Genomic DNA, 21541 nt, shown 5'->3' with positions numbered 1-21541 from the left:
GCGCCCCAGGCTGCGTGCGGGGAGAATCCGCACAGGTGCACGAACAGTATGGGGGACACCATGAGAAAGCGGCTCATCGCCGTGCTGGCACTGGCGCTGGCGGCCGTGCTGAGCCCGGTGGCGGCTGCGGCCCCGGCCGGCTTCGACCGAGAGCTGCGGGCGCGCATCGCCCAGGCGCAGGCGTACGCGGACAGCAGGCCCGGGGAGACGGGCATCGTGCTGCGCGACCGGTGGACCGGGGCGGTGTACCGCAGCGGGGCCGCGGGCACGCTCATCTGGGCCTGTTCGACGCCGAAGCTGGCGATGGTGGTGGACTTGTTGCTGCGCAACGACTCCGGCGCGATCACGCTGACCGCCGAGGACCGCGAGCTGATGCACAGGATGCTCAACTCCAGTGACGACGCGGCGGCCACCACCATGTGGAACAGGTACGGCGGGGAGGCGGAGTACGCCAAGCGCTTCCCCTCCTACGGCATGACCGACATGCGGTTCACCGACAAGCACCCGCACCACTGGGGCTGGATCCTCACCACGGCCAACGACCTCGACCGGCTGGTCAACTACGTGCTGACCAGGTTGCCGAGGCAGCACCGCGACTACATCGTCGGGGAGATGCGCGCGGTGGACCCCAACCAGCAGTGGGGTGTCTGGGGCGCGGGCGAGGCGGCGCGGCCGGGCAACAAGGACGGCTGGTCCGACGACAACGACGACGGGTCGTGGATCATGAACTCGGTGGGCTTCGTGGGTCCCGGTGAGCGCTTCACCCTGGCGCTGATGAACAACACCAAGGTGGTCCAGGACGGCTACGAGGTGGGCAAGGAGACGACGACCCGGATCAGCGAGATCCTCTTCAGGGGCTACTTCGGCTGAGCGCCCGTATCCTCCCGCCATGCAACTGCGGGACGAGTTCGTGCAGACGGTGCTGGGCCTGGTCCGCGTGCGAGTCGGCGGATCCGGCCCAGCCATGGTGTTCTGGCCGAGCCTGCTGATGGACGGCTCGATGTGGGCCGCGCAGGCCGAGCACTTCGGCACCGCGCACACCGTGCTGCTGGTGGACCCGCCCGGCCACGGGGCGAGCGCCCCGCTGACGGCCCCGTTCGACTTCGAGCAGTGCGCGCAGACCATCGTGCAGGTGCTGGACCGGTTCGGCCTGGACGCGGTGGACTACGTGGGCAACTCCTGGGGCGGCATGATCGGCGGCACCGTGGCGGCGCGGTACCCGGACCGGATCCGCAGCGCGGTGCTGATGAACTGCACGGCCTCACCGGCGGGTCTCCGGCAGAAGGTCGAGTTCACGGTGCTGACCCAGCTGGCACGGCTGCGCGGCGGGATCCGCCCACCGCTGCGCAAGCCCGCGGTCGACGCGTTCGTCGGGCCGACGACCAGGCGTGAACGGCCCGAGGTGGTGGCCAAGATCGAGGCGGCGCTGGCACGGGTGGACGTGTCGGCGGCGCGGTGGGCGGTGGCCAGCGTGGTGCCACGCCGTCCCGACCAACTCGCCCTGCTCGGCGCCGTGCGCTCGCCGGTGCTCGTCGTGGCGGGCAGACAGGACGCGACCTTCCCCGTGGCCGAGACCCGGCTGATGGCCGAGGCGATCCCCGGGGCGCGGTTCGTGGTGCTGGAGCGGGCCGCGCACCTGGCTGCACTGGAAGCCCCGGCCGAGGTCAATGCCCTGATCGAGGAGTTCTTGTCACGGTGACGCCCACCCACACGGTGCGACTTGTGCTCCGTGACAGGCAATCCGGTGCACCTGCTGCGCGAACACGAGCCAGTCCGGGATCCTGCTGCTACGGTCCCGAACGGTGTGGGTGAACCGATCGACACGGGTGCTGGTGGCTTTCGCCTTGGTGCTGGCCAGTTCCGCGCTCGCGGCGGGTGCGGCCGACAGGGCGGAGGCCAGGGCCGCGGGCCTGGTGGCGCGCATGACCCTGGACGAGAAGCTGGGATTCGTCGGCGGCTCGGCGGATCCGCGCAAGCTGGGTGGGGCGGGCTACGTGCCGGGTGTGCCCAGGCTGGGCATCCCGGAGCTGCGGCTGACCGACGGGCCCGCGGGCGTGCGGGTGGCGGCGCACGCCACGGCCATGCCCGCGCCGATCGCACTGGCCTCGGCCTTCGACCCGGGGCTGGCCCGCGCCTACGGGGCCGTGCTGGGCAGGGACGGGCGCGCACTGGGCCAGGACGTGCTGCTCTCGCCGATGGTCAACACGATCCGCGTGCCGGTGGCGGGCCGCAACTTCGAGACCTTCAGCGAGGACCCGCTGGTGTCGGCGCGCACGGTGGCCGCGGAGGTCGCCGGGGTGCAGTCCCAGGGCCTGATGGCCACGGTCAAGCACTTCGCGGAGTACAACCAGGAGACCGACCGGGACACCGTGGACGTCTCGGTGGACGACCGCACGGTGCACGAGATCGAGTTACCAGGCTTCCGGGCGGCGGTGGACGCGGGCGCGGCCTCGGTGATGTGCGCGTACAACAAGGTGAACACGGTCTACGCCTGCGCCAACGAGGAGCTGCTGCACGGGATCCTGCGCGAGGAACTGGGTTTCCGGGGCTGGGTCATGTCGGACTGGTACGGGACCCACTCCACCGACTCGATCAGCAAGGGGCTCGACCAGGAGATGCCCAACGGGTTGTACCTGGGCACGGCGCTGCGCAGGGCCGTGCTGGACGGGACCATCCCGGAGTCCACTGTGGACGCTTCTGTGCGGCGAATCCTCACGCAGATGTGCAGGTTCGGGCTGCTGGACCGCACCCCGCCACCCCGCCCGGAGCGCGACGCGGCCGGTGGCGCGCGGGCCGCGCTGGCCGTCGCCGAGCAGGGCGCGGTGTTGCTGCGCAACGAATCCGGGGCGCTGCCGCTGAGTGACGCCCCCGGCCAGCGCATCGCCGTGATCGGTCCGACCGCGCGGGTGCCGAAGATCGGTGGCGGCGGCAGCTCGCACGTCGTGCCGGACCACGCGGACGCGCCGCTGGACACGATCCGCGCGCGGGCCGGTCAGGACAGCACGGTGAGCTACGCCCCCGGCGGCACACTGGACGGTCTGCCGATCCCGCCGGCGAGCTTCGACCCGCCACTGCCGGTGGACGCGGACGGCGTGGTCTCGGTGCCGCAGGGGCAGACAGCCGTCTACAACGGGGACCTGCTCGTACCCGGCAGTGGCGAGTACCTGGTGTCGCTGAGCGCGAGCGGCAGCGGCTACGGCGTGCTCGAAGTGGACGGTCAGACCGCCTATGCAGGCGGCAACCTCGGGCTGGCCGAGCTGTCGCTGCACTTGGACGCGGGGCGGCACAAGGTGGCCCTGTCCCGACTGGCCGGGCTGGGCATCGGGGTGCTGAAGCTGACGCCGCAGTGGGTCACCGCGCAGCGGCAGCGCGAGTACCTCGCCCCCGCGGTGGACACGGCCAGGCAGGCGGGCACCGCGATCGTGTTCGCCTACGACGACAGCGCGGAGGGCACCGACCGGCACTCGGTCTCGCTGCCCGGCTACCAGGACGAGCTGATCACCGAGGTGGCGCGGGTCAACCCGAACACCGTGGTGGTGCTGAACACCGGTTCCGCGGTGGCCATGCCCTGGCTGAACGGGGTCAGGGCGGTGCTGGACATGTGGTACCCCGGGCAGGAGGGCGCCGCCGCAACCACGGCGCTGCTCTACGGGGACGCGAGCCCCTCCGGCAGGCTCACCCAGACCTTCCCGACCTCCCTGGCGGCGACGCCCTTCGGCGGCCACCCGGAGCGGTTCCCCGGGGTGGCCAAGCGGGCCGAGTACTCCGAGGGCATCTTCACTGGCTACCGCTGGTATGACGCGAACCGGGTGCGGCCGCTGTTCCCCTTCGGCTACGGCCTCACCTACACCAGCTTCGCCTACAGCGATCCGCGCGCGAAGTGGCGTGACGGCGGGCTCGACGTGGAGTTCACCCTGCGCAACACGGGCACACGTCCCGGGCGGGAGGTCGCGCAGGTCTACCTCGGGCCGAGCCCGGACGTGGCCGTACCGCAGGCGGTTCGCGCGCTCGCCGGGTACCAGGGGGTTTTCTTGCGACCTGAGGAAAGTCGGCGCGTCAAGATCCACGTGGACGCCCAGCAGTTGAGGTACTGGACCGGCACCGGGTGGGCGCTGGGCACGGGCACCCGTACGGTGTCGATCGGCGCCTCCTCGGCCGACCTGCCGCTGAGCACGGCGGTGACCGTCAGGTAGTGCTGTCCCCAGCGGCCGCGGCGCGCCGGTGTCGGTTGCGCCGGTGGTGGCCACGACCACCGATAACCTGAGCGCGGACTCGACATGGCTCAGGATGTCGAGTCCCCACTCAGGTCGTCAATGGCGAGGTGACGCGTGACCGATCAGGCCAAGCCGCTGCGCGCCGACGCACGCCGCAACCGGGCGAAGGTGCTGGCCGCCGCCGAGCAGGTGTTCGCCGAGTTCGGTGCCTCGGTCTCCACCGAGCAGGTCGCGGCCCGCGCGGGCGTGGCGATCGGCACCGTGTTCCGGCACTTCCCCACCAAGCAGGAACTGCTGCGCGCCCTGCTCAGGGAGTTGCTGGCGCGGCGGACCGAGGAGCTCACCACGCTGCTGGCCGAGGGCGACCCGGCCACCGCCCTGTTCGAGTTCTTCACCCGGCTGGTGGCGGAGGCCGCGGCGAACAAGGCCGTGGTGGACCTGCTGGCCGAGGCCGGGATGGACGTGCAGGTCGCCGAGCAGGTGCGGAGCTTCCAGCACGCGCTGGCGCAACTGCTCGACCGGGCCAAGTTGGCCGGGGCGGTGCGCGCCGACGTTCGGCTCGACGAGGTGCTGGCCCTGCTTGGCGCGATCAGCCAGGGCGCCCTGCTCGGCAGCTGGGACCGCGACCTGCAGACCCGCACCCTGGCGATCGTCTTCACCGGCCTGCTGCCCGGAGGCTGAGCTGGCTCCCCGTCCGCACCGCCAGCCTCTCGCCGCGTGAAGGCGGGGCGGCACGGCGAGGATTGCTGGACCCGGCACCAGGAGGAAGCGATGGCGGCTCAGGACGCGGCGGAGCCCACGGAGTTCACGCCACGGATCGGCAAGACCGCTCGGCGCGTGCTGGCCCTCAACGGCTACACGCGGTACGAGCAGCTGACGAGGGTGTCATCGGCGGAGCTGCTGAAGATCCACGGCGTGGGTCCCAAGGCGATCCGGATCCTCGGCGAGGAACTGGCCGCGAGGGGGCTTGCCTTCCCCGCGCTGTGATTAGGCGGCCAGCGCACGACGGCCGCGCAGCCATGCGTCGGGCACCACGCGGCGCCGCTCGGTGACCACGATGGTGGCGATCACGCCCGCCGCGAGCCAGGCGAGCAGCTCGGCTATGCCCGGCACGAGGCCATCGGCCCCGGTGACGATCGCCCGCAGCGCAACGACCGCGCCGTGCGTGGGCAGGAACGGGGCCACCGACTGGAAGAACCCGGGCACGGTGGACACGATCCCGGTCGCCGCGGCGAGCACCAGCACGGCGATCGCCACGAACCGGCCGGGCTGCCGGAAGATCGCCACCAGTGCCCGGTTGACCGCGGTGAAGGCGAAGGCCGCCAGCAGGGTCACGCCGAGCACCGCCAGCCAGGCGGCGAGCCCCAGGCCGAACGCGGGCGCGAGCACCAGGCTGAGCAGCAGTGCGGTCAGCGCGGCGATGCCGGTGCCGGGCAGGGCCGAGCCCACGATGATCCGCCAGGTCGGACGGCGTGAGGTGAGCACGCTCGGCGGCACCGCGCGGATCACCACGTAGGTGGCCAGCGCCCCGGTCCACAGCGCCAGCACCAGGAAGAACACGGCGGCACCCGGCCCGCTCAGCCCTCCACCGTCCACTTCGGACCTCAGAGGGCTGGCCGCCACCTGCTTGAGGTGCTGGCGGTCCCGCTCGCTGTAGTTGGGCACCTGGTCGCGCCCGGCGTTCAGACCCGAGGCGAGCTCCTTGCTGCCCGAGTCGAGCTTGCCCGCCCCGTTGGCGGCCTGCTCCGCGGCCTCGGCCAGCTGCCGCGCCCCGCTGTCGGCCTGCCGGATGCCCGAGTCCAGCTGCCGCGCCCCGTCCGCGGCCGTGGCGATGCCGCCTGCCAGCTCCGCGGCCTTGGCGGCCAGCGCGGCGTTGCCCTGGGCCACCTGCCCGGCTCCCGAGGCCAGGTCGCTGACTGATTTTTTGGTCAGCACGGCCGCGTCCCGGATCTCCGCCCGCTTGCCGTCGATCACGGCGGCCTCCGCGCTGAACCTGTCGGCCGCCGCGGACAGCTGCGCGCAGAACCGCGGGTCGCCGCCCTGGTCCGCGCAGCGGTCGGCCAGGTCCCGGAAGCGCTGCGCGGCCTGGGTCGCCGAGGGCAGTGCGTCGATCACGGCGATCACCTGGTCGGCGATGGGCACGATCTTGTCGGCCAGTTGACGGTTGCCCGCAGCGACCTGGGCCGCGCCGTCCGCGAGCTGCTTGGTGAGCGCGGGCAGCTGCGCGGTCTGCTGTTCGGCGCTGGTCAGGCCCGCCGACAGCTGGCCGGAGCCCTCGGTGAGCTTGCCGGTACCCGAGGCCAGTTCCCCCGCTCCGCTGGACAGCTTGCCCAGGCCGACCACGAGCTGGCCGGTGCCCTCGCTGAGCTGACTCGCCCCGTCGGCCGCCTTGCCGAGCTGGCCGTGCACGGTGGTGAAGCCGAGGTAGATGTTGTCCAGGTAGGTCTGCACGACCTGCTGGTTGAGCGCGCCCAGCGTGGCGTTGGCGATCTGCTTGCTGGCAACGGGATCGACCAGTCCCCCGCTCTTGGAGGTCTCGACCCGCAGCGTGGCCTGCTCGGCCTCCAGCGGCTTGCCCCCGGTGGAGGTGGCCTGCTTGGAGAAGGTCTTCGGAATGGTGACCACCGCCGAGTACCGGCCCCCGGACAGGCCCGAGCCCGCGTCGGCGGAGTCGGTGAGCACCCAGTCGTAGCCGGAGTCCTTGCTGTGCACCAGGTTCCCGGCCAGCTGGCGGCCAAGCGGCACGATCTGACCGTTCACCGTGACCGGCTCGTCGTTGTTGACCACGGCGGCCCGCGCGGTGGCGTGGTTGTCCTCCGGGGACCAGAACGCCCAGGTGAGCAGGCCCGCCACCAGGACGGGCACGGTGATGATGCCGACCAGGGTGCGCCAGGTGATCGGGCCGGAGGTGGTCGCCCGGTCGGAGTTGGTGAACAAGGAGAACATCAGGCGACCTCGACAGTCTGCGCGGACAGGGCCAGCGTGGTGATCCCGGCCGGTGGCACGAGATCGCGCACCAACTCGGGGCTCTGGCAGGTGAAGACGATCCCGGCCGGTCCACCGGCCAGTGCGGCGATCAGCTCGCGCAGCGCACCGCGCTGGTCCGCGCTGACCACCACGTCGAGGTCGTCCAACAGGAGCAGGCGGATCCCGTCGCGCAGCGCGTGCGCGGCCTCGCCCGCGGGGTCGGCGCTCTCCCGGCAGTCGATCAGCGCGACGCGGGTGCGCACGGCGTGCGCGTGCTGCGGTACCACCCGGCCGCACACCTTGAGATCGCCCTCCACCCGGCTGACCCGGCCGCCCAGGGCGTACAGCAGGGTGGACTTGCCCGCGGCCGCCGGGCCGTGGACCGCCAGCGCCGCACCGGGTTCCAGGTGCAGCTCGACCCCGGCGAACACCGCGCGGTCACGATCGTCGGCCACGCGCAGGTCACGCGCGCTGACCAGTTCCGGCGAGCCGGGCGCGGGCCAGTCGGCCAGGCGCAGTTCGTGCACCAGGCCGTCCCCCTCGGCGTCGAACACCGGCAGCTTGCGGTCCAGCCGGGTGGGCAGGCCCCAGGCCCGGTGGCCCAACAGCGCCAACACCGCTGGTACCAACGTCATCCGCACCAGGAAGGCATCCACGGACACGCCGACGGCCAGGCTGAACGCGATCGGTTTGATGGTGGCGCTGCCCTCGGGCACGAAGGCGGCGAACACCGCGAACATGATCAGTGCGGCGGCCACCACCACCCGCGAGGCCGAGACGAATCCGGACTCGATGGCCCGCGCGGGATCACCGCCGTGCACGTAGTCCTCGCGGATGCGGGACACCAGGAAGACCTCGTAGTCCATCGCGAGTCCGAAGAGGACACCCATCAGGATGATCGGCAGGAAGCTGATCACGCTGCCCTCGTGCTGCACGTTCAGCACGTCCGCCAGGTGTCCCTGTACGAACACGAAGGAGGTCGCGCCGAAGGCGGCCCCGCAGGACAGCAGGTAGCCGAGGGTGGCCTTGACCGGCACCCAGATCGAGCGGAACACCATGGCCAGCAACACAAGTGAGAGCCCGACCACCAGCGCGCCGAAGGGCAGCAACGAGCCGCCGAGCTGGCTGGACACGTCGATGGCCACGGCGGTGATACCGGTGACCGCGGTGGCCACGCCGTAGTTGTCCTGGAACTGCCCACGCATCCCGCGCAGGGCGGACACCAGCTGCTCGGTCTGCGGTGAGTCCGGGGCCGTCGAGGGCACCACCTGGATGATCCCGGTGTCCCCCTTGGGGTTCGGCGTGGCCAGCGGCACCGAGGCCACCCCGGGCAGGCGCCGGATGTCCTCGGCGATCTTGTTGGTGACGCCGATCGGATCGGTACTGGAGATGATGTCCGCGGTGACGATCAGCGGCCCGTTGTAGCCGGGACCGAAGTGCTCCGCGATGACCTGGTAGGTGTCCCGCGCCGGGCTGCCCTCGGCCTCGGAGGCGTTGTCCGGCAGGGCGAGGCGCAGGTCGAACGCGGGCAGTGCGCACACCGCGAGGCCCAGTACCACGACCAGCACGGTCACCAGCGGGTACCGCGTGGCCAGCCGGACCCAGCGCAGGGCGAGCCGGGCGCGTGGCTTGCGCCGTGCCCTGCGCTGGGCCCTGCGTGGGCGCTGTGCCTTGGGGCGCAGGCGTTCCCCGGCGAAGCCGAGCAGGGCGGGGATGAGCGTGACGGCGATCAGCACGGCGATGGCCACGCCCAGTGCGGCGGCCACGCCCATGGTGGTGAGGAACGGGATGCCCGCCACGGCCAGTCCGAGCAGGGCGATGACCACCGTCAGCCCGGCGAAGATCACCGCCGAGCCCGCCGTCGCGGTGGCGCGGGCCACCGACTCCTCGACGTCCAGGCCCTCGGCGAGTTGGTCGCGGTGCCGGGACAGGATGAACAGGGCGTAGTCGATGCCCACGGCCAGCCCGAGCATCACCGCCAGCATCGGCGCGGTGGAGGAGATCGGCGTGACCAGCGTGGTGAAGAAGATCAGCGCCACCGAGACGCCGACACCGAGGATCGCCGTGAGCAACGGCATCACCGCCGCGATCAGCGAGCGGAACACCAGCAGCAGCACCAGCATCGCGATCAGCACACCGAGGCCCTCGGTGGCGCTGAGCTTGGGCACCGGGTTGGCGTAGACCGCGCCGCCCACGTGCACCTGCGCGCCACCGCCGACCGCCGTGCCGAGGTCGTGCCCGATGCGGGCGACCTCGTCCTTGGTGGCCTGCCTGGCCTCGGCCAGCTGCACGTCGAAGGGCACCGCGATCAGCGCGGCCCTGCCGTCCGCGGACACCGCGCCGTGCACGTCCTGGCCGAACGGGTCGATGGCCATGGCGACCTGGTTGACCTGCTTGAGCTTGGCCACGGCGTCAGCCACGGCCGCCCTGGTGCGCGGGCTGTCCACCCGCTGCCCGTCCGGCATGACCAGCACCACCTGTGCCGAGGTGCCGCTGACCTGTGGGAAGACGTGCTTGAGGTGGTCGAGGGCCTCCTGGGACTGCGAACCCGGGATGGCGAATGCGTCGTCGGTGCCCTGGTTGAACAGCAGCGCGCCGGTTCCGGTCAGCGCGAGCAGGACCAGCCACAGGGCCAGCACGAGGCCCCGCGCGCGCACCGCGGCGCGGCCGAGGCGGTACAGGAAGGAGGACAAGGTGGGCTCCCGACGGCTGCTGACCTGGTTCGATACACAATGTATCTTCATACGCGGCGCATCCGATACATACCGTATTTCAGAACACACCGCATCCGATGCACCGTGTACGCTCGTTCGAGTGGTCAACAGTGGTGAGCGGGTGACCAGGCGCCGCGTGGACACCCGGCAGCGGCTGATCGCGGCCGCGCACGAGGTGTTCCTGGAACGCGGGATCCGCGACTCCCCGATCGAACTGGTCTGCGAGCGGGCCGGGTTCACCCGGGGCGCCTTCTACTCCAACTTCGCCACCAAGGAAGACCTGTTCCTCGCGCTGTTCGAGCAGCAGAACGAGATCAGGGCCCAGCGGCTGCGCGGCATCCTGGCCGAGGTCGCCGCCAGCGGAGTGGTCTCCGACATGAGTTCCGTGCAGGCACTGGTCGTCCAGGTCGGCAAGCTGTTCATGACCCCGTTGGCCGAGGACCGCGACTGGTACCTGCTGTGCAGCGAGTTCCGCTCGCAGGCCCTGCGCCAGCCCGAACTGCGCGGCCACCTCGCCCGCGCGCAGGCCGAGTTCGACCAGCGCCTGGGTCAGGCACTGGTGGAATCCTTGGCACAACTGGGTTTGCGCTTCGTCATCGCCCCCGCCGACGCTGTGCACGTGATGGTCGGCATGTACGAGATGGCCATGCAACGCTCCCTGCTGGAGGAGCAGGCCAGCTCCGCTGTGGAAAGCTACGTCACCGACCTGATCCCCCGGCTGATGTCCGCGCTGGTGGAGCTGCCCCAGGGTTAGGCGCGTTCCGGAAACTCGTGCCCGGCTTCGCGATGAGTTCGGTCCGGCTACCCGGTCTATCCCGGGAACAGCCGAACACCAGCGACCGCGGAGGAACCATGAGGATCAAGACGCACATGGCAGTGAGCATCGACGGCTACATCACCACCCCGGAAGGCTGGCCGGTGCAGCTGTCGATGCCAACCTTCGCCGGGCGCACCTCGCACGGACTGCCGGAGTTCCTGGCCAGCTGCCGGGGCGCGGTGATGGGCCGGACGACCTTCCTGCCCGCACTGGACGCGCCCGAGTGGCCCTGGCCGGGGCTACGCGTGTTCGTGCTGACCTCCAGCCCACTGCCCGAGGGCACTCCCGAGGACGTGGTCACCGCGGCCGATCCGGCTCAGCTGCTCAAGCTGATGGCGGAAGCCGACCTCGGCGGCGACGTCCACCTGGTCGGCGGCCAGCAGACCCTGGAAGCCTTCCTGGCCATCGGCGCGGTATCCCAGTTGGGGGTACTCACGGTGCCGCGACTCGTCGGCAGCGGGGTGCGGATGACGGCGGAGGGCAGCGCGTTCCGCCGGTTCGAGTTCCAGTCCTCGCGGACGTTCCCGGACGGCTGCACCGAGCAGATCTACACTCCCGCAGCCAGCTCCTGACCTGTACCGGGCGGTGCCGTCACACAGCGCCGTGCTGTGGAGTGCCATCTAGCGGGTGAGCCTGGCCAGCCAGTTCGGGTCGGCGATGTCCACCGGCACGGTGCTCATCACCACGGTGGGCGTGCCCTTGAAGAACGTGGCGTCCCGGGCCCGGTCCGTCACCGAACGGATCTTCGCCGCGTACGTGCCGCCGTGCACCTCGGCCGCGAACTGGTCACCGGTCAGCCCCACCCGCCTGCCCATGTCGATCAGCTGGTCCTCGGTGTAACCGCCCTGCCCCTCACCGGGCTGCTCGCGGTAGAGCAGTGCGTGGAACGCCGCGAACCGGCCCGCCTTCGCCGCCGCCAGCGCCGCGTTCGCCGCGCGCAACGAGTAGCCCGCCGGGTTCGACTCCCGGTCCAACAGGTTCAGCAGGTGGTAGGTGACCCTCAGTTGGCCGGCGGCCAGGGCCTTGGTCAACTGGTCGCCGTAGCGCTGCTCCAGATCCTTGCGGCAGTACGGGCACAGGAAGTCCTCGTACACGTCGATACTCGCCCGCGCGTTCGCGCTGCCCGCCACCACCGTCCCGTCCTCAGCCACCACCGCCGGGAAGTCGGCGCCCGCCACCGCCGCCGACTGCTGGCTGCCCTGGTACAGCACGCCACCGAGCACGCCGACCGCGATCACCACCAAGGCCGCCACCCACAGCAGGCCGCGCCTGCCCCTGGTCGTGCCCCGCGCCGCCGCCACCACTGTGCTCCCCACGGTGGATCTCCTTCCGCTCACCGAAGACCACGGCCGCGCGGGACATTCGGTTCACCGCAGCAGCTTGTAGAAGTACGTCGTCGACTTCAGCCGCCCCGCCGCGTCCGTCGCGTAATCCGGGATCACCCCCACCTCGATCCACCCCGCCGACCGGTACACGCCCTCCGCCGGGCTACCCGTCTCCGTGTCCAGCACCAGCGTCGACCGCCCCGCCGCCAGCGCTCCCCGCTCGGCGGTCGCCAGCAACTCCCTGCCCAGTCCACGACCCCGCGCCCTCGGGTGGACGATCAGCTTCGCCACGTCCGCGCGGTGCCTGCTGTTCGGTTTGTCCGCCAGCCTCAACTGCACCGTGCCCAGCACCTCACCGTCCTCCAGCGCCAGCCACAGCACCGTAGCCCCCGCCGACACCTCCGGCGCCAGACCCGCCCACCAGTTCGCCGCCGCCTCAGGGTCCAGCGGCGCCAGGAAACCCACCGAAGCGCCCGCTGCCACCGTGTCCACCAGCAACCCCGCCAGCCCCTTCGCCGCTGCCAGCAGTTCCTCCGCCGTCGCCCGCTTGATCTCGTGCATGGGCGTGATGCTCGCAGTTGGGTGGTTGGGTTGGGTGGTTGGCTTGGTTGGTCGGCTCGCTGGTCGGTTTCGCTGGTCGGTGGGCCGTTTCGGGGGTGCTCGGCGCTGGTGGTGGGGTGGTGGGTTACGGGGGGGGTGGATCCTGGGGTCGTTGTTCCGGTGGTCGCTGCTGGTGGTGGCTTTGGACGGCAGGTGGGGCGTGACTCCGTTGCCCCGGCGGCGGTTGGGTCGTTGGTCGCTGCTAGTGGCTTTGGACAGCAGGTGGGGCGCGCCAATATCGCCCCGGCGGCGGTTGGATCGTTGGTCGCCACCACTGCTGGCTTTGGACGACAGCCGGGACGCACCAACGTTGCCCCAGCGGCAGTTGGGCCGCTGGTCGCCACCACTGATGGCTTCAGACGGCAGCCGGATCCCAGCTCCGCTGCCCGCCACCGGTTCAGCGCACCATCACCACCACTGACCACCTTCAACGACAGCCGGGGCGCACCAACGTCGCCCCGACGGCAGTTGGGCCGCTGACCGCCACAACTGCTGGCTTTGGACAGGAGGCGGACCCCAGCTCCGCTGCTCCGCCACTGGTTGAGCCGTTGGTTGCCTCGGGTGGCGCTCGTTGCTTCGTGTTCGTTGTCGGCTCGCCGTTGGCTGGGAGCCGCTTCGGGCGGCGGCCGGGGTTCGGGGGTTTCTTGCCTGGTCGTTGGCCCTGGCGCCCTTTCCCAGCCGTCAGGGCGGGTCCGGCTCCGCAATGGCCCTCGGCCGGGTCTCGTACTCGAATCCGAGCGGGGTGGTCCACCGCCGGGTCCCGTCGGCATCCCGCCTGAACCGGTACTGACCGATGGTCTTCAGGTAATGGTGCACATCGCAGAACGGCCCGAGATTGCGCTCATCTGTCGAACCGCCCGAGGCAAAGCCCCGCGCATGGTCGATCTCGCATTCCGCGACGGGCCGCAAACAGCCTGGTGCCTGACAGACCCGGTCCCGGACCATCACGAAATCCCGCAACGCCTTCGGCGGCCGGTATCGTTTCCGACCGACCCCGATCGGCATGCCGACTTTGTCGGTGAGGACTTTGCGCCAGTCGCCCTGCGCGGCGATTTCGCGAGCCAAGCTCGCGTCAACGTATCCGACACCCGCAATGTATCCAGGATCGGTGGTCAACCCGAGCAGCGTCCGCGCGGACACGGTCACGTCAGTCCGCACCGTCACCGGTCGATCCGAGCCCAGCATCCGATCGACGAACACATCGGCCTGCTTCTCGCCTCGGGACCGGTCGTCGTCCAGGGCCTCCGCGTCGGCGGTGATCTGGTCGAACACCTGCCGCGCCCGCACCGCGTCCAGGTATGCGGTCAGTTCCGCCATGCCATCAGGCATCGGCTTGTACCGCACCTCGGAGCGTTTCACGGCCCTGACGTGCCGGATCTCCGCACCGAGTGGATCAACCAGGCACACCAGCCGCCCGACCTCGACCCTCAACTCCCTGGAGTTCAGTTCGGCGGCACCGGTCAGCCGGGCGTCCACCTGGCGGGCCTTCTCCTCGTCCAGGTTCTCGGTCAGCTTCCGCACGGCCTCGAATCGGTCCAGGTCCAGCAACCCGTCCCGCATCAACCTGGCCAACACCGGCAGCCGATCCATTGCCGCCGCCTGCTCCTGAAGCCGACGAGCCCTCCCGAGCGGAATGCGCAGCAACAACGCGATCTCGTGGGGATCGTCAAGTTCGGCGGCGCAGCAGAGCAGATCGAATTCGGCGGACGCGAGGCGTTTCCACACCTCGAGCATCCGCTCCGCGATCTCCCTCTGCCCCATGCCACCATTCTACGCCGAATAGTCGACACGGAAGGGTGAAAAGCGGCGCGCGCCGAATAATCGGGGCGGTATTCCACGCACCTGGAACGACCTAGCCGCCGGCACACCAGGTCTTCGACACGGTCAACTCCGCCAGCACCTCACCCAGCGGCACAACCCCGAGCCCGGGGCCACGAGGCACGGCGACATGCCCGCCGTCGAGCACGAACGGCTCGGTCAGGTCCTGGGTGTAGTAGCGGTCCGAGGCCGAGGTGTCACCGGGCAGCACGAACCCGGGCAGCCCGGCGAGCGCCACGTTGGCGGCGCGGCCGATCCCGGTCTCCAGCATGCCTCCACACCACACGGCGACCCCGTGCGCCTGGCACACGTCGTGCACCCTGCGGGCTTCGAGGTAGCCGCCGACCCGCCCGGGCTTGATGTTGACGATGGAGCAGGCACCGAGCGAGATGGCGTCGGCCGCCGCCTTGGCCGAGACGATCGACTCGTCGAGGCAGATCGGGGTCCTCAACTGACGGGCCAGCGTCGCGTGCTGGCTCAGGTCGTCCTCGGCGAGCGGCTGTTCGATCATGAGCAGGTCGAACGCGTCGAGCCGGGCCAGTTGCCGGCCGTCGGTCAGCGCGTACGCCGCGTTGGCGTCGACCTGGAGCAGCAGGTCGTCCCCGAACCGCTCGCGCACGGCACGCACGGGCTCCACGTCCCAGCCTGACTGAATTTTCAGTTTGATCCGCAGGTAGCCCTGGTCCAGGTGACCGGCCACCTCGTCCAGCAACTGCCCGATCGAGTCGGCGATCCCGACGGACACCCCGGCAGGCACGCGGTCGCGCACGGCTCCGAGGTGATCGGCCAGCGAAACACCTTGTGCCCGAAGGGAAGCGTCCAGCACGGCCATCTCAAGCGCGGCCTTGGCCATGGGGTGCCCCTTGAACCGGGCGAGCGCGGGACCGACCGCGCCGGGCGTGATCCTCGGCAGCCGCAGCAGTTCGGGCAGCAGGAACCGCTCGATGACGGAGGCCGCACCCGCCACGTACTCGGCGGAGTACAGCGGCTCGGTCATCGCCACACACTCGCCCCAGCCCTCGGCATCGGGCGTGACCACCCTCAGCAGCAGCACGTCCCTGGTGTGCGCCACGCCGAACGAGGTGCGAAACGGTGCTCGCAGCGGCATCCTGACCCTGAGCAGCTCCACTCCAGTGATCTTCACGAGGTTCCTCCCGAGGTCAGCACGTACCACCCGGACCGGCTCATCCCGGTCACACGGAAACCGGATTCCTGCGCGTCCGCCATTGCCGCACGCACCGCCATCCGCCACCGGTTGGCCGCGGCGGGATCGTTCCTGCGCAGCGCCTCGATGTCCTCGGGTACCCGCACGAACAGCGTTTCCCCCTGCCGCACAACGGTTCCTGACAACTCCAAGAGCTCCGGTTCTGGCGGCGGAGCGCCGGTCAGGTCCCACTCGACCAGGAACCGGTCAGACCGGTCACCGGCGTTGATCTCGTCAGCCATCGGCCCGTAGTAGTCCGGCACGTACCGGCACGGCAGCGCACCGAGCCGGGTGATGTTGAAGTGGGCGTTGCGCCGCACCAGTGGGTCGAAGGTCCACCTGATGATCGACACCCCACGAGCCAGCGCCCAGTCCCGCTGGTGCAGCTTCAGCCGCAGCCCGGCGCCACCGCCGCGGGCACCGGGCAGCACACCGAGCACGTGCGAGTGCAGTTCTCCGTCAGCGCCGAAGAACCCGACCGCGGCCCCGAGCAGTTCCCCGCCCTCGACGAGCCCGCCAACGTAGTTGCCGGAGCGCGACAACGCCGTGATCAGCCCCGGGTCGATCAACTGCCGGGACCACACCTTCGTGAGCAGCTCGGCCGCGGCCCGGTGTTCGGACAACTCGGTGAGCTCGCGGATCACGTCAGCACCCTGCGGATCAACGCGGCGAGCAGTTCGGCCCGTTCCGGCATCCGGTCCACGACCACGTGCTCCCCCTCGGCATGCGCACCACCGCCGACAGCGCCAAGACCGTCCAAAGTGGGCACTCCGACCCCAGCCGTGAAGTTGCCGTCCGAGGCGCCGCCGACCGCGACCTCGGTCAGCGGCGTGGCCGAGACCTGTTGTGCCAGCTCGAAAAGCGCCGCCGAGCTGCTGCGCTCCAGCGGCGGGCGGTTCGGCCCGCCGTCCAGTCGCAGCAGAGCCCCTGGCAGTACGGGACACAGCGACCGGATCTCCTCGTCCACCCGCCGCTGCTCGGCCAGCGAACTGGTCCGCACGTCCACCGAGACGCGAGCGGCAGCGGGCACGGTGTTGACCGTCGTGCCCGCGCTGGCCACCGAGGGCGTGACCGTCGTGCCGAGTTCCGGTCGCGCGATGGCGGACAGCGCCAGCACCTGGTGGGCGAGCTCGATCGTAGCGTTGACCCCGCGCTCGGGCTCCAGCCCCGCGTGCGCGGCCAGGCCCTGCACCTCCAGGTGGTAGATCGACGTGCCCTTGCGCGCGGTCTTCAGCGCCCCACCGTCGGCGCTCGCCTCCAGCACGAAGGCCGCCCGCGCCCCGCGCGCGGTGTCCTCGATCAGCGGGCGCGACCCCGGCGAGCCGATCTCCTCGTCCGCGGTGACCAGTACCGCGACCCCGTCCAGACTGTCCAAAGTGGACAGAGCGTGGAAAGCCTGCACCAGACCGGCCTTCATGTCGAAGCAGCCTGGCCCGGTGGCCACGCCTTCGGTGACCGAGAACGGCCAGCGGGCGAGCGTGCCCAGCGGCCACACCGTGTCGTAGTGGCCGAGGACGAGCACCTCGGTCCGGGCCGAGTACCGCCACAGCAGGTGCGGTCCGACCCGCTGCGGCGCGAGCCCGGTCAGGCGCTCGCCGAGGTCGGCGACCACCTCGGCGCAGCGGGCGAGCGCGGCGGGGTCCGCCGACGGGGATTCGACCCCGACCAGTGCGGCCAGGTCAGCGAGCATGTTCTCCAGCACCGGCCCACCCTAGGTCGGCGGCGCGGCCCGCTGCTTCGTGCGATCCGACGAACCGGCCCCCACCGGTTGGTGCGCTGCGTGGAGTCGCAGGTCAGCCGGTTGTTCCTACTGTGACGCCATGACAACCAGTGAGGACCTCGCCGCCTTGTTCGACCGGATCGGCGCACGGGGCTGGGTGCACGCACGGGAGCTCGACGGGGACCGCGAGATCGGCCTCGACCCGGACGAGCCGGTGGTGCTGGCCTCGGTGTTCAAGCTGCCGGTGCTGGTCACCTACCTGCGGGCGGTCGCGGCGGGCGAACTGGACCCGGCCGAACGGGTCAGGATCGGCCCGCGCCACCGGATCGGCGGGATCGGCACCGCGGGCTGCGCCGACGACGTGGAGATGAGCTGGCGGGACGTGGCGCTGTTCATGATGAGCATGAGCGACAACGCGGCCACCGACGTACTGCTGGCACGGCTCGGGCTGGACCGGGTGCACGAGGTGCTGGCGAGCCTCGGGCTGACCAGGACCAGGCTCATCGGCGGTTGCGAGGACCTGTTCGCCAGCGTGGCCGAGGACCTGGGCCTGGACCTGGAAACGGCCCTCGCCCAGCTGGCGGAAGCCACCTTCGACGGGGACCTGTCGGTGTACGACCCGGAACGCACGACCTCGGGCACCCCGCGCGAGATCACCTCACTGCTGGCACAGGTCTGGCCGGACCCGGAGCTGCGCGCGGTGCTGGGCAAGCAGGTCTGGCCACACCGGCTCAGCGCGGGCTTTCCCGACGAGGTGGCGGTGGCGGGCAAGACGGGCACGATCCCGGGGCTGCACAACGAGGTCGGCGTCGTGACCTACCCGGACGGCCGCGCCTACGCCGTGGCGGTGTTCACCCGCTCGGCCAGCCGGGCACACCGGCAGCCCGCGCTGGACGCGGTGATCGGCGCGTCGGCGCGGGCTGCCGTGGAATCGCTCAGGGGTGCGCGGTGAGCCAGTCGATCACGCGGCGGCTGTAGTCGATCCGGTGCGAGGGGCGCCCGTTCAGGATGAACAGGTGCCCGCCGCCCGGGTACAGCACGAGCCGGGTCGGCACCCCGCGTGCCCGCAGGGCGGCGAACCACTGCTCGGCCTGGCCGACCGGGCAGCGTTCGTCGGAACCGCCGTGCAGCACCAAGGTCGGCGTGTTGACCCGGTCGACGTGGTTGATCGGGGACAGCCTGGCGTAGCGCTCGCGCTGTTCCCAGGGCTGGCTGCCCAGCTCGATCCCGCAGAGCTCGTAGCCCGCGTCGGAGGTGCCCGCCATGCTGACCAGGTCCGACACGACACCGCCCGCGACCACCGCGCGGAACCGGTCGGTGCGGGTGGGCAGCCAGCAACTCAGGTAGCCGCCGTAGCTGTAGCCGGTCAGCGCGAGCCGATCGGCGTCGGCCACGCCCTCGGCGACGAGTTGGTCGATCGGCTCCAGGAAGTCGTTCTCGTCGGCCTCACCCCAAGCCCCGATCGCCGCCGTGCGGAAGGCGTTGCCGTATCCGTCGCTGCCCCTGGGATTGAGCAGCAGCACGGCCCAGCCCCGCGCCACCAGCAGTTGGTGGTAGGCGTGCACGGGATCACGGGTGGGGCTCCACGAGTTGTGCGGGCCACCGTGCGCGTCCACCAGCAGCGGTGCGGGTCCCGAGCGGTCCGGGTCCCGCAGGAGCCAGCCGTGCACCTCGGTGCCGTCACTGATCCGGAACACCCGCTGTTCCGGCCGGAACGGCTCCACGTCAGGGAAAACGGCCTCGGTGTGGTTGGTGAGCCGCCGCTGCTCGCCGGTGTCCAGGTCGACCAGCAGCACCTCGCCGAAACTGTCCGGTGTGGACACGATCGTGACCGCGAACCTGCCTTCGGCGCAGAGGGAAAGCCCGTTGACCTGGCTGGTGTCCGTGCCGACGATCTTGCGCCCCGAACCGTACAGGTGGGTGCAGCCGCGGTCCCGCGCGCAGAACAGGACCTCACCGTCGGGCCGGGTCCTGGGCAGCGCGCCGGGGTAGCCCGGACCGCCCGGCATCACGGCACGGTCCAGATCCGTTGTCAGGTAACGCGTCTGGTCGTCGACGAGGGCCAGCACGGGATTGTCCGGACCGACCTTGACCAGACCGATCAGCAGGAGCCCGCGCACACCCCACGTGACCGCGCCGACGGTGGCGAGCCCACTGGCCACCGGCTCCGGCGCGGAGCCGTCCAGGCGCAGCACGTACGCACTGGACTCCTGGGTCAGTTCGGTGTCGGCCCCACCAGCCCGCGCGAAGGCCAGCGCGGAGTCGTCCGGGGCCCAACTCGGGTCCCCCGCGTGAAAATCCCCGCTGGTCAGCTGCTGCGGCTCGGCACCGTCCAGCCCGACCACGTGCAGGTGCTTGCGCAGGCCGCGCAGCATCCCAGCCCCGTCGGTCTTGTAGCCGAGGCGGTCGATCACCAGCGGGTCGCTGTCTTGTTCGCCGGTTGTGTTGACCGGAGCGGAGAAGGCGATTCGGCTGCCGTCGTTGCTCCACACCGGGGTGCCCGCGCCCAGCGGCAGCGCGGTGATCGCCCGCGGCTCCCCACCGTGCACGGGCAGCAACCACAGCTGGGAATCGCGCAGGAAGGCCACGCTGCCGCCATCCGGGGAGAAGCGCGGGCTGGTGTCGTTCGGTCCGTTGGTGAGGCGACGCGGCGGGCCACCGTCCACATCGACCGTCCACAGTGCACTGACATCGCGATCCAGCTCGGTGTCGGTGGTCCGCAGCACGTAGACGACCTGCCGACCGTCCGGCGAGATCGTCGGGTCGGCCGGCAGCTCGACCAGGTCGAAGTCGGCCAGCTCATGCCTGCGGCTCATTCAGCTGCCCTCGCCACGGCACGGCCGTTGTGCAGGTACCTGGCCCTGCCCTGCGAGTCCTCGCCGACGAGCACGTACACCGAGTGCCGTCCCATCTCCTGCTTCGTGGAGATCAGCCGGTTCTCGTCCAGCCGCACCAGTTCGACCGGCTCGACCTCCCCGAGCAGCACCTTGGCCTCGGGCGTGCGGGGGATCATGGTCAGCCAGGCGCTGCCGTTCTCGCGGACCTCCAGCTCCAAGTCGAGCATCGTGGACCGGTAGGTGCCCGCGGTCCGGTGCGCGTCGATCGGCTCGGGCTCGGCGGGGACCTGGGCGAGTTCGGGCAGTCGCACCCCGGCCAGCTCGCCGAGCAGGTGCCCGAACACCTTGCGGTACAGGGCGAGCACGTCACCGCCGTTGGTCAACATGGCGACGGCGACCCCCGCCTCGGGCACCACGCGCAGGAACGCGGACTGCCCGAGCGTGCCACCGTCGTGGCCGATCACGGTTCCACCGGGGTAGTCGAACAGCATCCAGCCCAGACCCCAGTGGCCGCCCATCAGGTCCAGCGGCGGCAGGTCAACCTGGGGCTCGCGCATGCCGTCAAAAGCGCTGTCGGACAGGTGCATCCGCACGAACCCGAGCAGGCTGCGCGCCCGCATCGACAGCACGGCCCCGGCGGGTGCGTTCGACGGGGTGAGCGAGTAGACCGGCGCGGGCAGCACGTCCTTGCCGACGTGGCCGATCGCGGGCAGCTCCAGGATGGCCTCGCCGATGTGCGTGGCCACGTGCTCCAGGCCCAGCGGCGTGATCAGCTGCTCGCGCAGCGCGGTGTTGAACGGCTTGCCGCGCAGGACCTCGACCAGCCGGCCGAGCACGACGTAACCGCTGTTGCAGTAGGAGAACCGCTCACCGGGTGGGAACAGCTGCGCGGCGTCGGCGAGCGTGCCGACGTAGCGCTGCACGGCGTCCTCGTTGGCCCCGGTGTCGGTGAACAGGTCGCCCTCGACGCCCGAGACGTGGCAGAGCAGCTGCCGGGTGGTGATCGTCGCGGAGGCGGCTTCGTCGGCCACCACGAACTCCGGCAGGTAGTCCCGCACCGGGCGGTCCAGGTCCAACAGCCCCTCGTTGACCAACTGCTGCACCAGGGTCGCCGTCCACACCTTGGTGATCGACCCGATCTGGAACACCGCGTCGGTGGTCACCGGCACGCCGGTCGCCTTGCTGACCACCCCGGCGGCCGTGTCCACGACCTCCCCGTCCACCAGCACGGCGATCTGCGCGCCGGGCACACCGTGCTCGGCCACCAGGTCAGGCAGGTTCTTCGTGATCCACTCGGCTACCTCAGCCGCTCGCGTCATGACCCC

The 21541-nt window shown here is 70.9% G+C and carries 18 protein-coding genes; 8 read left to right on the top strand and 10 right to left on the bottom strand.

Going from position 1 to position 21541, the window contains the following annotated elements; all coding sequences use genetic code 11:
- Window positions 1-60 precede the first annotated feature (60 nt).
- The 5 genes from KALB_RS11495 to KALB_RS11475 all read left to right on the top strand — a co-directional run bounded on the left by KALB_RS11495 (window position 61) and on the right by KALB_RS11475 (window position 5201).
- Entirely contained in the window at window positions 61-870 is an 810-nt protein-coding gene (locus KALB_RS11495; RefSeq protein WP_025355868.1) for a serine hydrolase, read from the top strand.
- 19 nt (window positions 871-889) lie between these two features.
- Window positions 890-1699 carry an alpha/beta fold hydrolase gene (locus KALB_RS11490; RefSeq protein WP_030111128.1) on the top strand — a complete coding sequence of 270 codons (810 nt, stop codon included), beginning with the start codon at window positions 890-892 and terminating at the stop codon, window positions 1697-1699.
- Between the two features lie 109 nt (window positions 1700-1808).
- Entirely contained in the window at window positions 1809-4193 is a 2385-nt protein-coding gene (locus tag KALB_RS11485; protein WP_201771907.1) for a beta-glucosidase family protein, read from the top strand.
- Window positions 4194-4328: 135 nt separating this feature from the next.
- Window positions 4329-4895, top strand: coding sequence for a TetR/AcrR family transcriptional regulator (locus tag KALB_RS11480; protein ID WP_030109557.1), 567 nt, complete (start codon window positions 4329-4331; stop codon window positions 4893-4895).
- A gap of 90 nt (window positions 4896-4985) precedes the next feature.
- Window positions 4986-5201: a helix-hairpin-helix domain-containing protein gene (locus KALB_RS11475; RefSeq protein WP_025355865.1), complete on the top strand. Its 216-nt coding sequence runs from the start codon at window positions 4986-4988 to the stop codon at window positions 5199-5201.
- Here KALB_RS11475 and KALB_RS11470 read toward each other — a convergent pair whose 3' ends face one another.
- On the bottom strand, window positions 5202-7160 hold the full coding sequence (locus KALB_RS11470; protein WP_025355864.1) for a YhgE/Pip family protein: 1959 nt from the start codon (window positions 7158-7160) through the stop codon (window positions 5202-5204).
- Window positions 7160-9874, bottom strand: a complete 2715-nt coding sequence (locus tag KALB_RS11465) for an MMPL family transporter (protein WP_025355863.1) — start codon at window positions 9872-9874, stop codon at window positions 7160-7162. The genes KALB_RS11470 and KALB_RS11465 overlap by 1 nt, the downstream gene beginning before the upstream one ends.
- Before the next feature lie 121 nt (window positions 9875-9995).
- Between KALB_RS11465 and KALB_RS11460 the strand changes: the two genes are divergently transcribed.
- Both KALB_RS11460 and KALB_RS11455 read left to right on the top strand, forming a co-directional pair.
- Complete coding sequence (locus tag KALB_RS11460) at window positions 9996-10649, top strand: TetR/AcrR family transcriptional regulator (RefSeq protein WP_030108625.1); 654 nt, start codon at window positions 9996-9998, stop codon at window positions 10647-10649.
- Between the two features lie 98 nt (window positions 10650-10747).
- Entirely contained in the window at window positions 10748-11284 is a 537-nt protein-coding gene (locus KALB_RS11455; RefSeq protein WP_025355861.1) for a dihydrofolate reductase family protein, read from the top strand.
- Between the two features lie 48 nt (window positions 11285-11332).
- Here the strand turns inward: KALB_RS11455 and KALB_RS11450 are convergent, their stop codons facing one another.
- The 6 genes from KALB_RS11450 to KALB_RS11425 all read right to left on the bottom strand — a co-directional run bounded on the left by KALB_RS11450 (window position 11333) and on the right by KALB_RS11425 (window position 17358).
- On the bottom strand, window positions 11333-12028 hold the full coding sequence (locus KALB_RS11450) for a DsbA family protein (protein WP_158510735.1): 696 nt from the start codon (window positions 12026-12028) through the stop codon (window positions 11333-11335).
- Window positions 12029-12079: 51 nt separating this feature from the next.
- The gene (locus KALB_RS49795; RefSeq protein ID WP_025355859.1) at window positions 12080-12598 is read right to left on the bottom strand and encodes a GNAT family N-acetyltransferase; all 519 of its coding nucleotides are present in this window, start codon (window positions 12596-12598) and stop codon (window positions 12080-12082) included.
- A 720-nt stretch (window positions 12599-13318) separates the two neighbouring features.
- Window positions 13319-14398: an HNH endonuclease signature motif containing protein gene (locus KALB_RS11440; protein ID WP_025355858.1), complete on the bottom strand. Its 1080-nt coding sequence runs from the start codon at window positions 14396-14398 to the stop codon at window positions 13319-13321.
- Window positions 14399-14489: 91 nt separating this feature from the next.
- A complete protein-coding gene (gene menC, locus KALB_RS11435) occupies window positions 14490-15599 on the bottom strand; it encodes an o-succinylbenzoate synthase (RefSeq protein ID WP_025355857.1) in 1110 nt (369 codons plus the stop codon).
- Complete coding sequence (locus KALB_RS11430; RefSeq protein WP_035967954.1) at window positions 15596-16303, bottom strand: GNAT family N-acetyltransferase; 708 nt, start codon at window positions 16301-16303, stop codon at window positions 15596-15598. Before KALB_RS11430 ends, menC begins: the two co-directional genes overlap by 4 nt.
- Complete coding sequence (locus KALB_RS11425) at window positions 16300-17358, bottom strand: M20 family metallopeptidase (protein ID WP_236650336.1); 1059 nt, start codon at window positions 17356-17358, stop codon at window positions 16300-16302. Before KALB_RS11425 ends, KALB_RS11430 begins: the two co-directional genes overlap by 4 nt.
- A gap of 121 nt (window positions 17359-17479) precedes the next feature.
- Between KALB_RS11425 and KALB_RS11420 the strand changes: the two genes are divergently transcribed.
- Complete coding sequence (locus KALB_RS11420) at window positions 17480-18331, top strand: serine hydrolase (RefSeq protein WP_025355855.1); 852 nt, start codon at window positions 17480-17482, stop codon at window positions 18329-18331.
- Here KALB_RS11420 and KALB_RS11415 read toward each other — a convergent pair.
- Both KALB_RS11415 and KALB_RS11410 read right to left on the bottom strand, forming a co-directional pair.
- Window positions 18315-20195: a S9 family peptidase gene (locus KALB_RS11415; protein ID WP_025355854.1), complete on the bottom strand. Its 1881-nt coding sequence runs from the start codon at window positions 20193-20195 to the stop codon at window positions 18315-18317. The genes KALB_RS11420 and KALB_RS11415 overlap by 17 nt on opposite strands.
- A complete protein-coding gene (locus tag KALB_RS11410) occupies window positions 20192-21535 on the bottom strand; it encodes a serine hydrolase domain-containing protein (RefSeq protein WP_025355853.1) in 1344 nt (447 codons plus the stop codon). The genes KALB_RS11415 and KALB_RS11410 overlap by 4 nt, the downstream gene beginning before the upstream one ends.
- Window positions 21536-21541 lie beyond the last annotated feature (6 nt).

It is taken from the genome of Kutzneria viridogrisea DSM 43870 (assembly GCF_000525635.1).
GTDB lineage: Bacteria > Actinomycetota > Actinomycetes > Mycobacteriales > Pseudonocardiaceae > Kutzneria > Kutzneria viridogrisea.
Note: the sequence above shows the minus strand (reverse complement) of the source record. Positions and strands in the feature narration are given on the sequence as shown.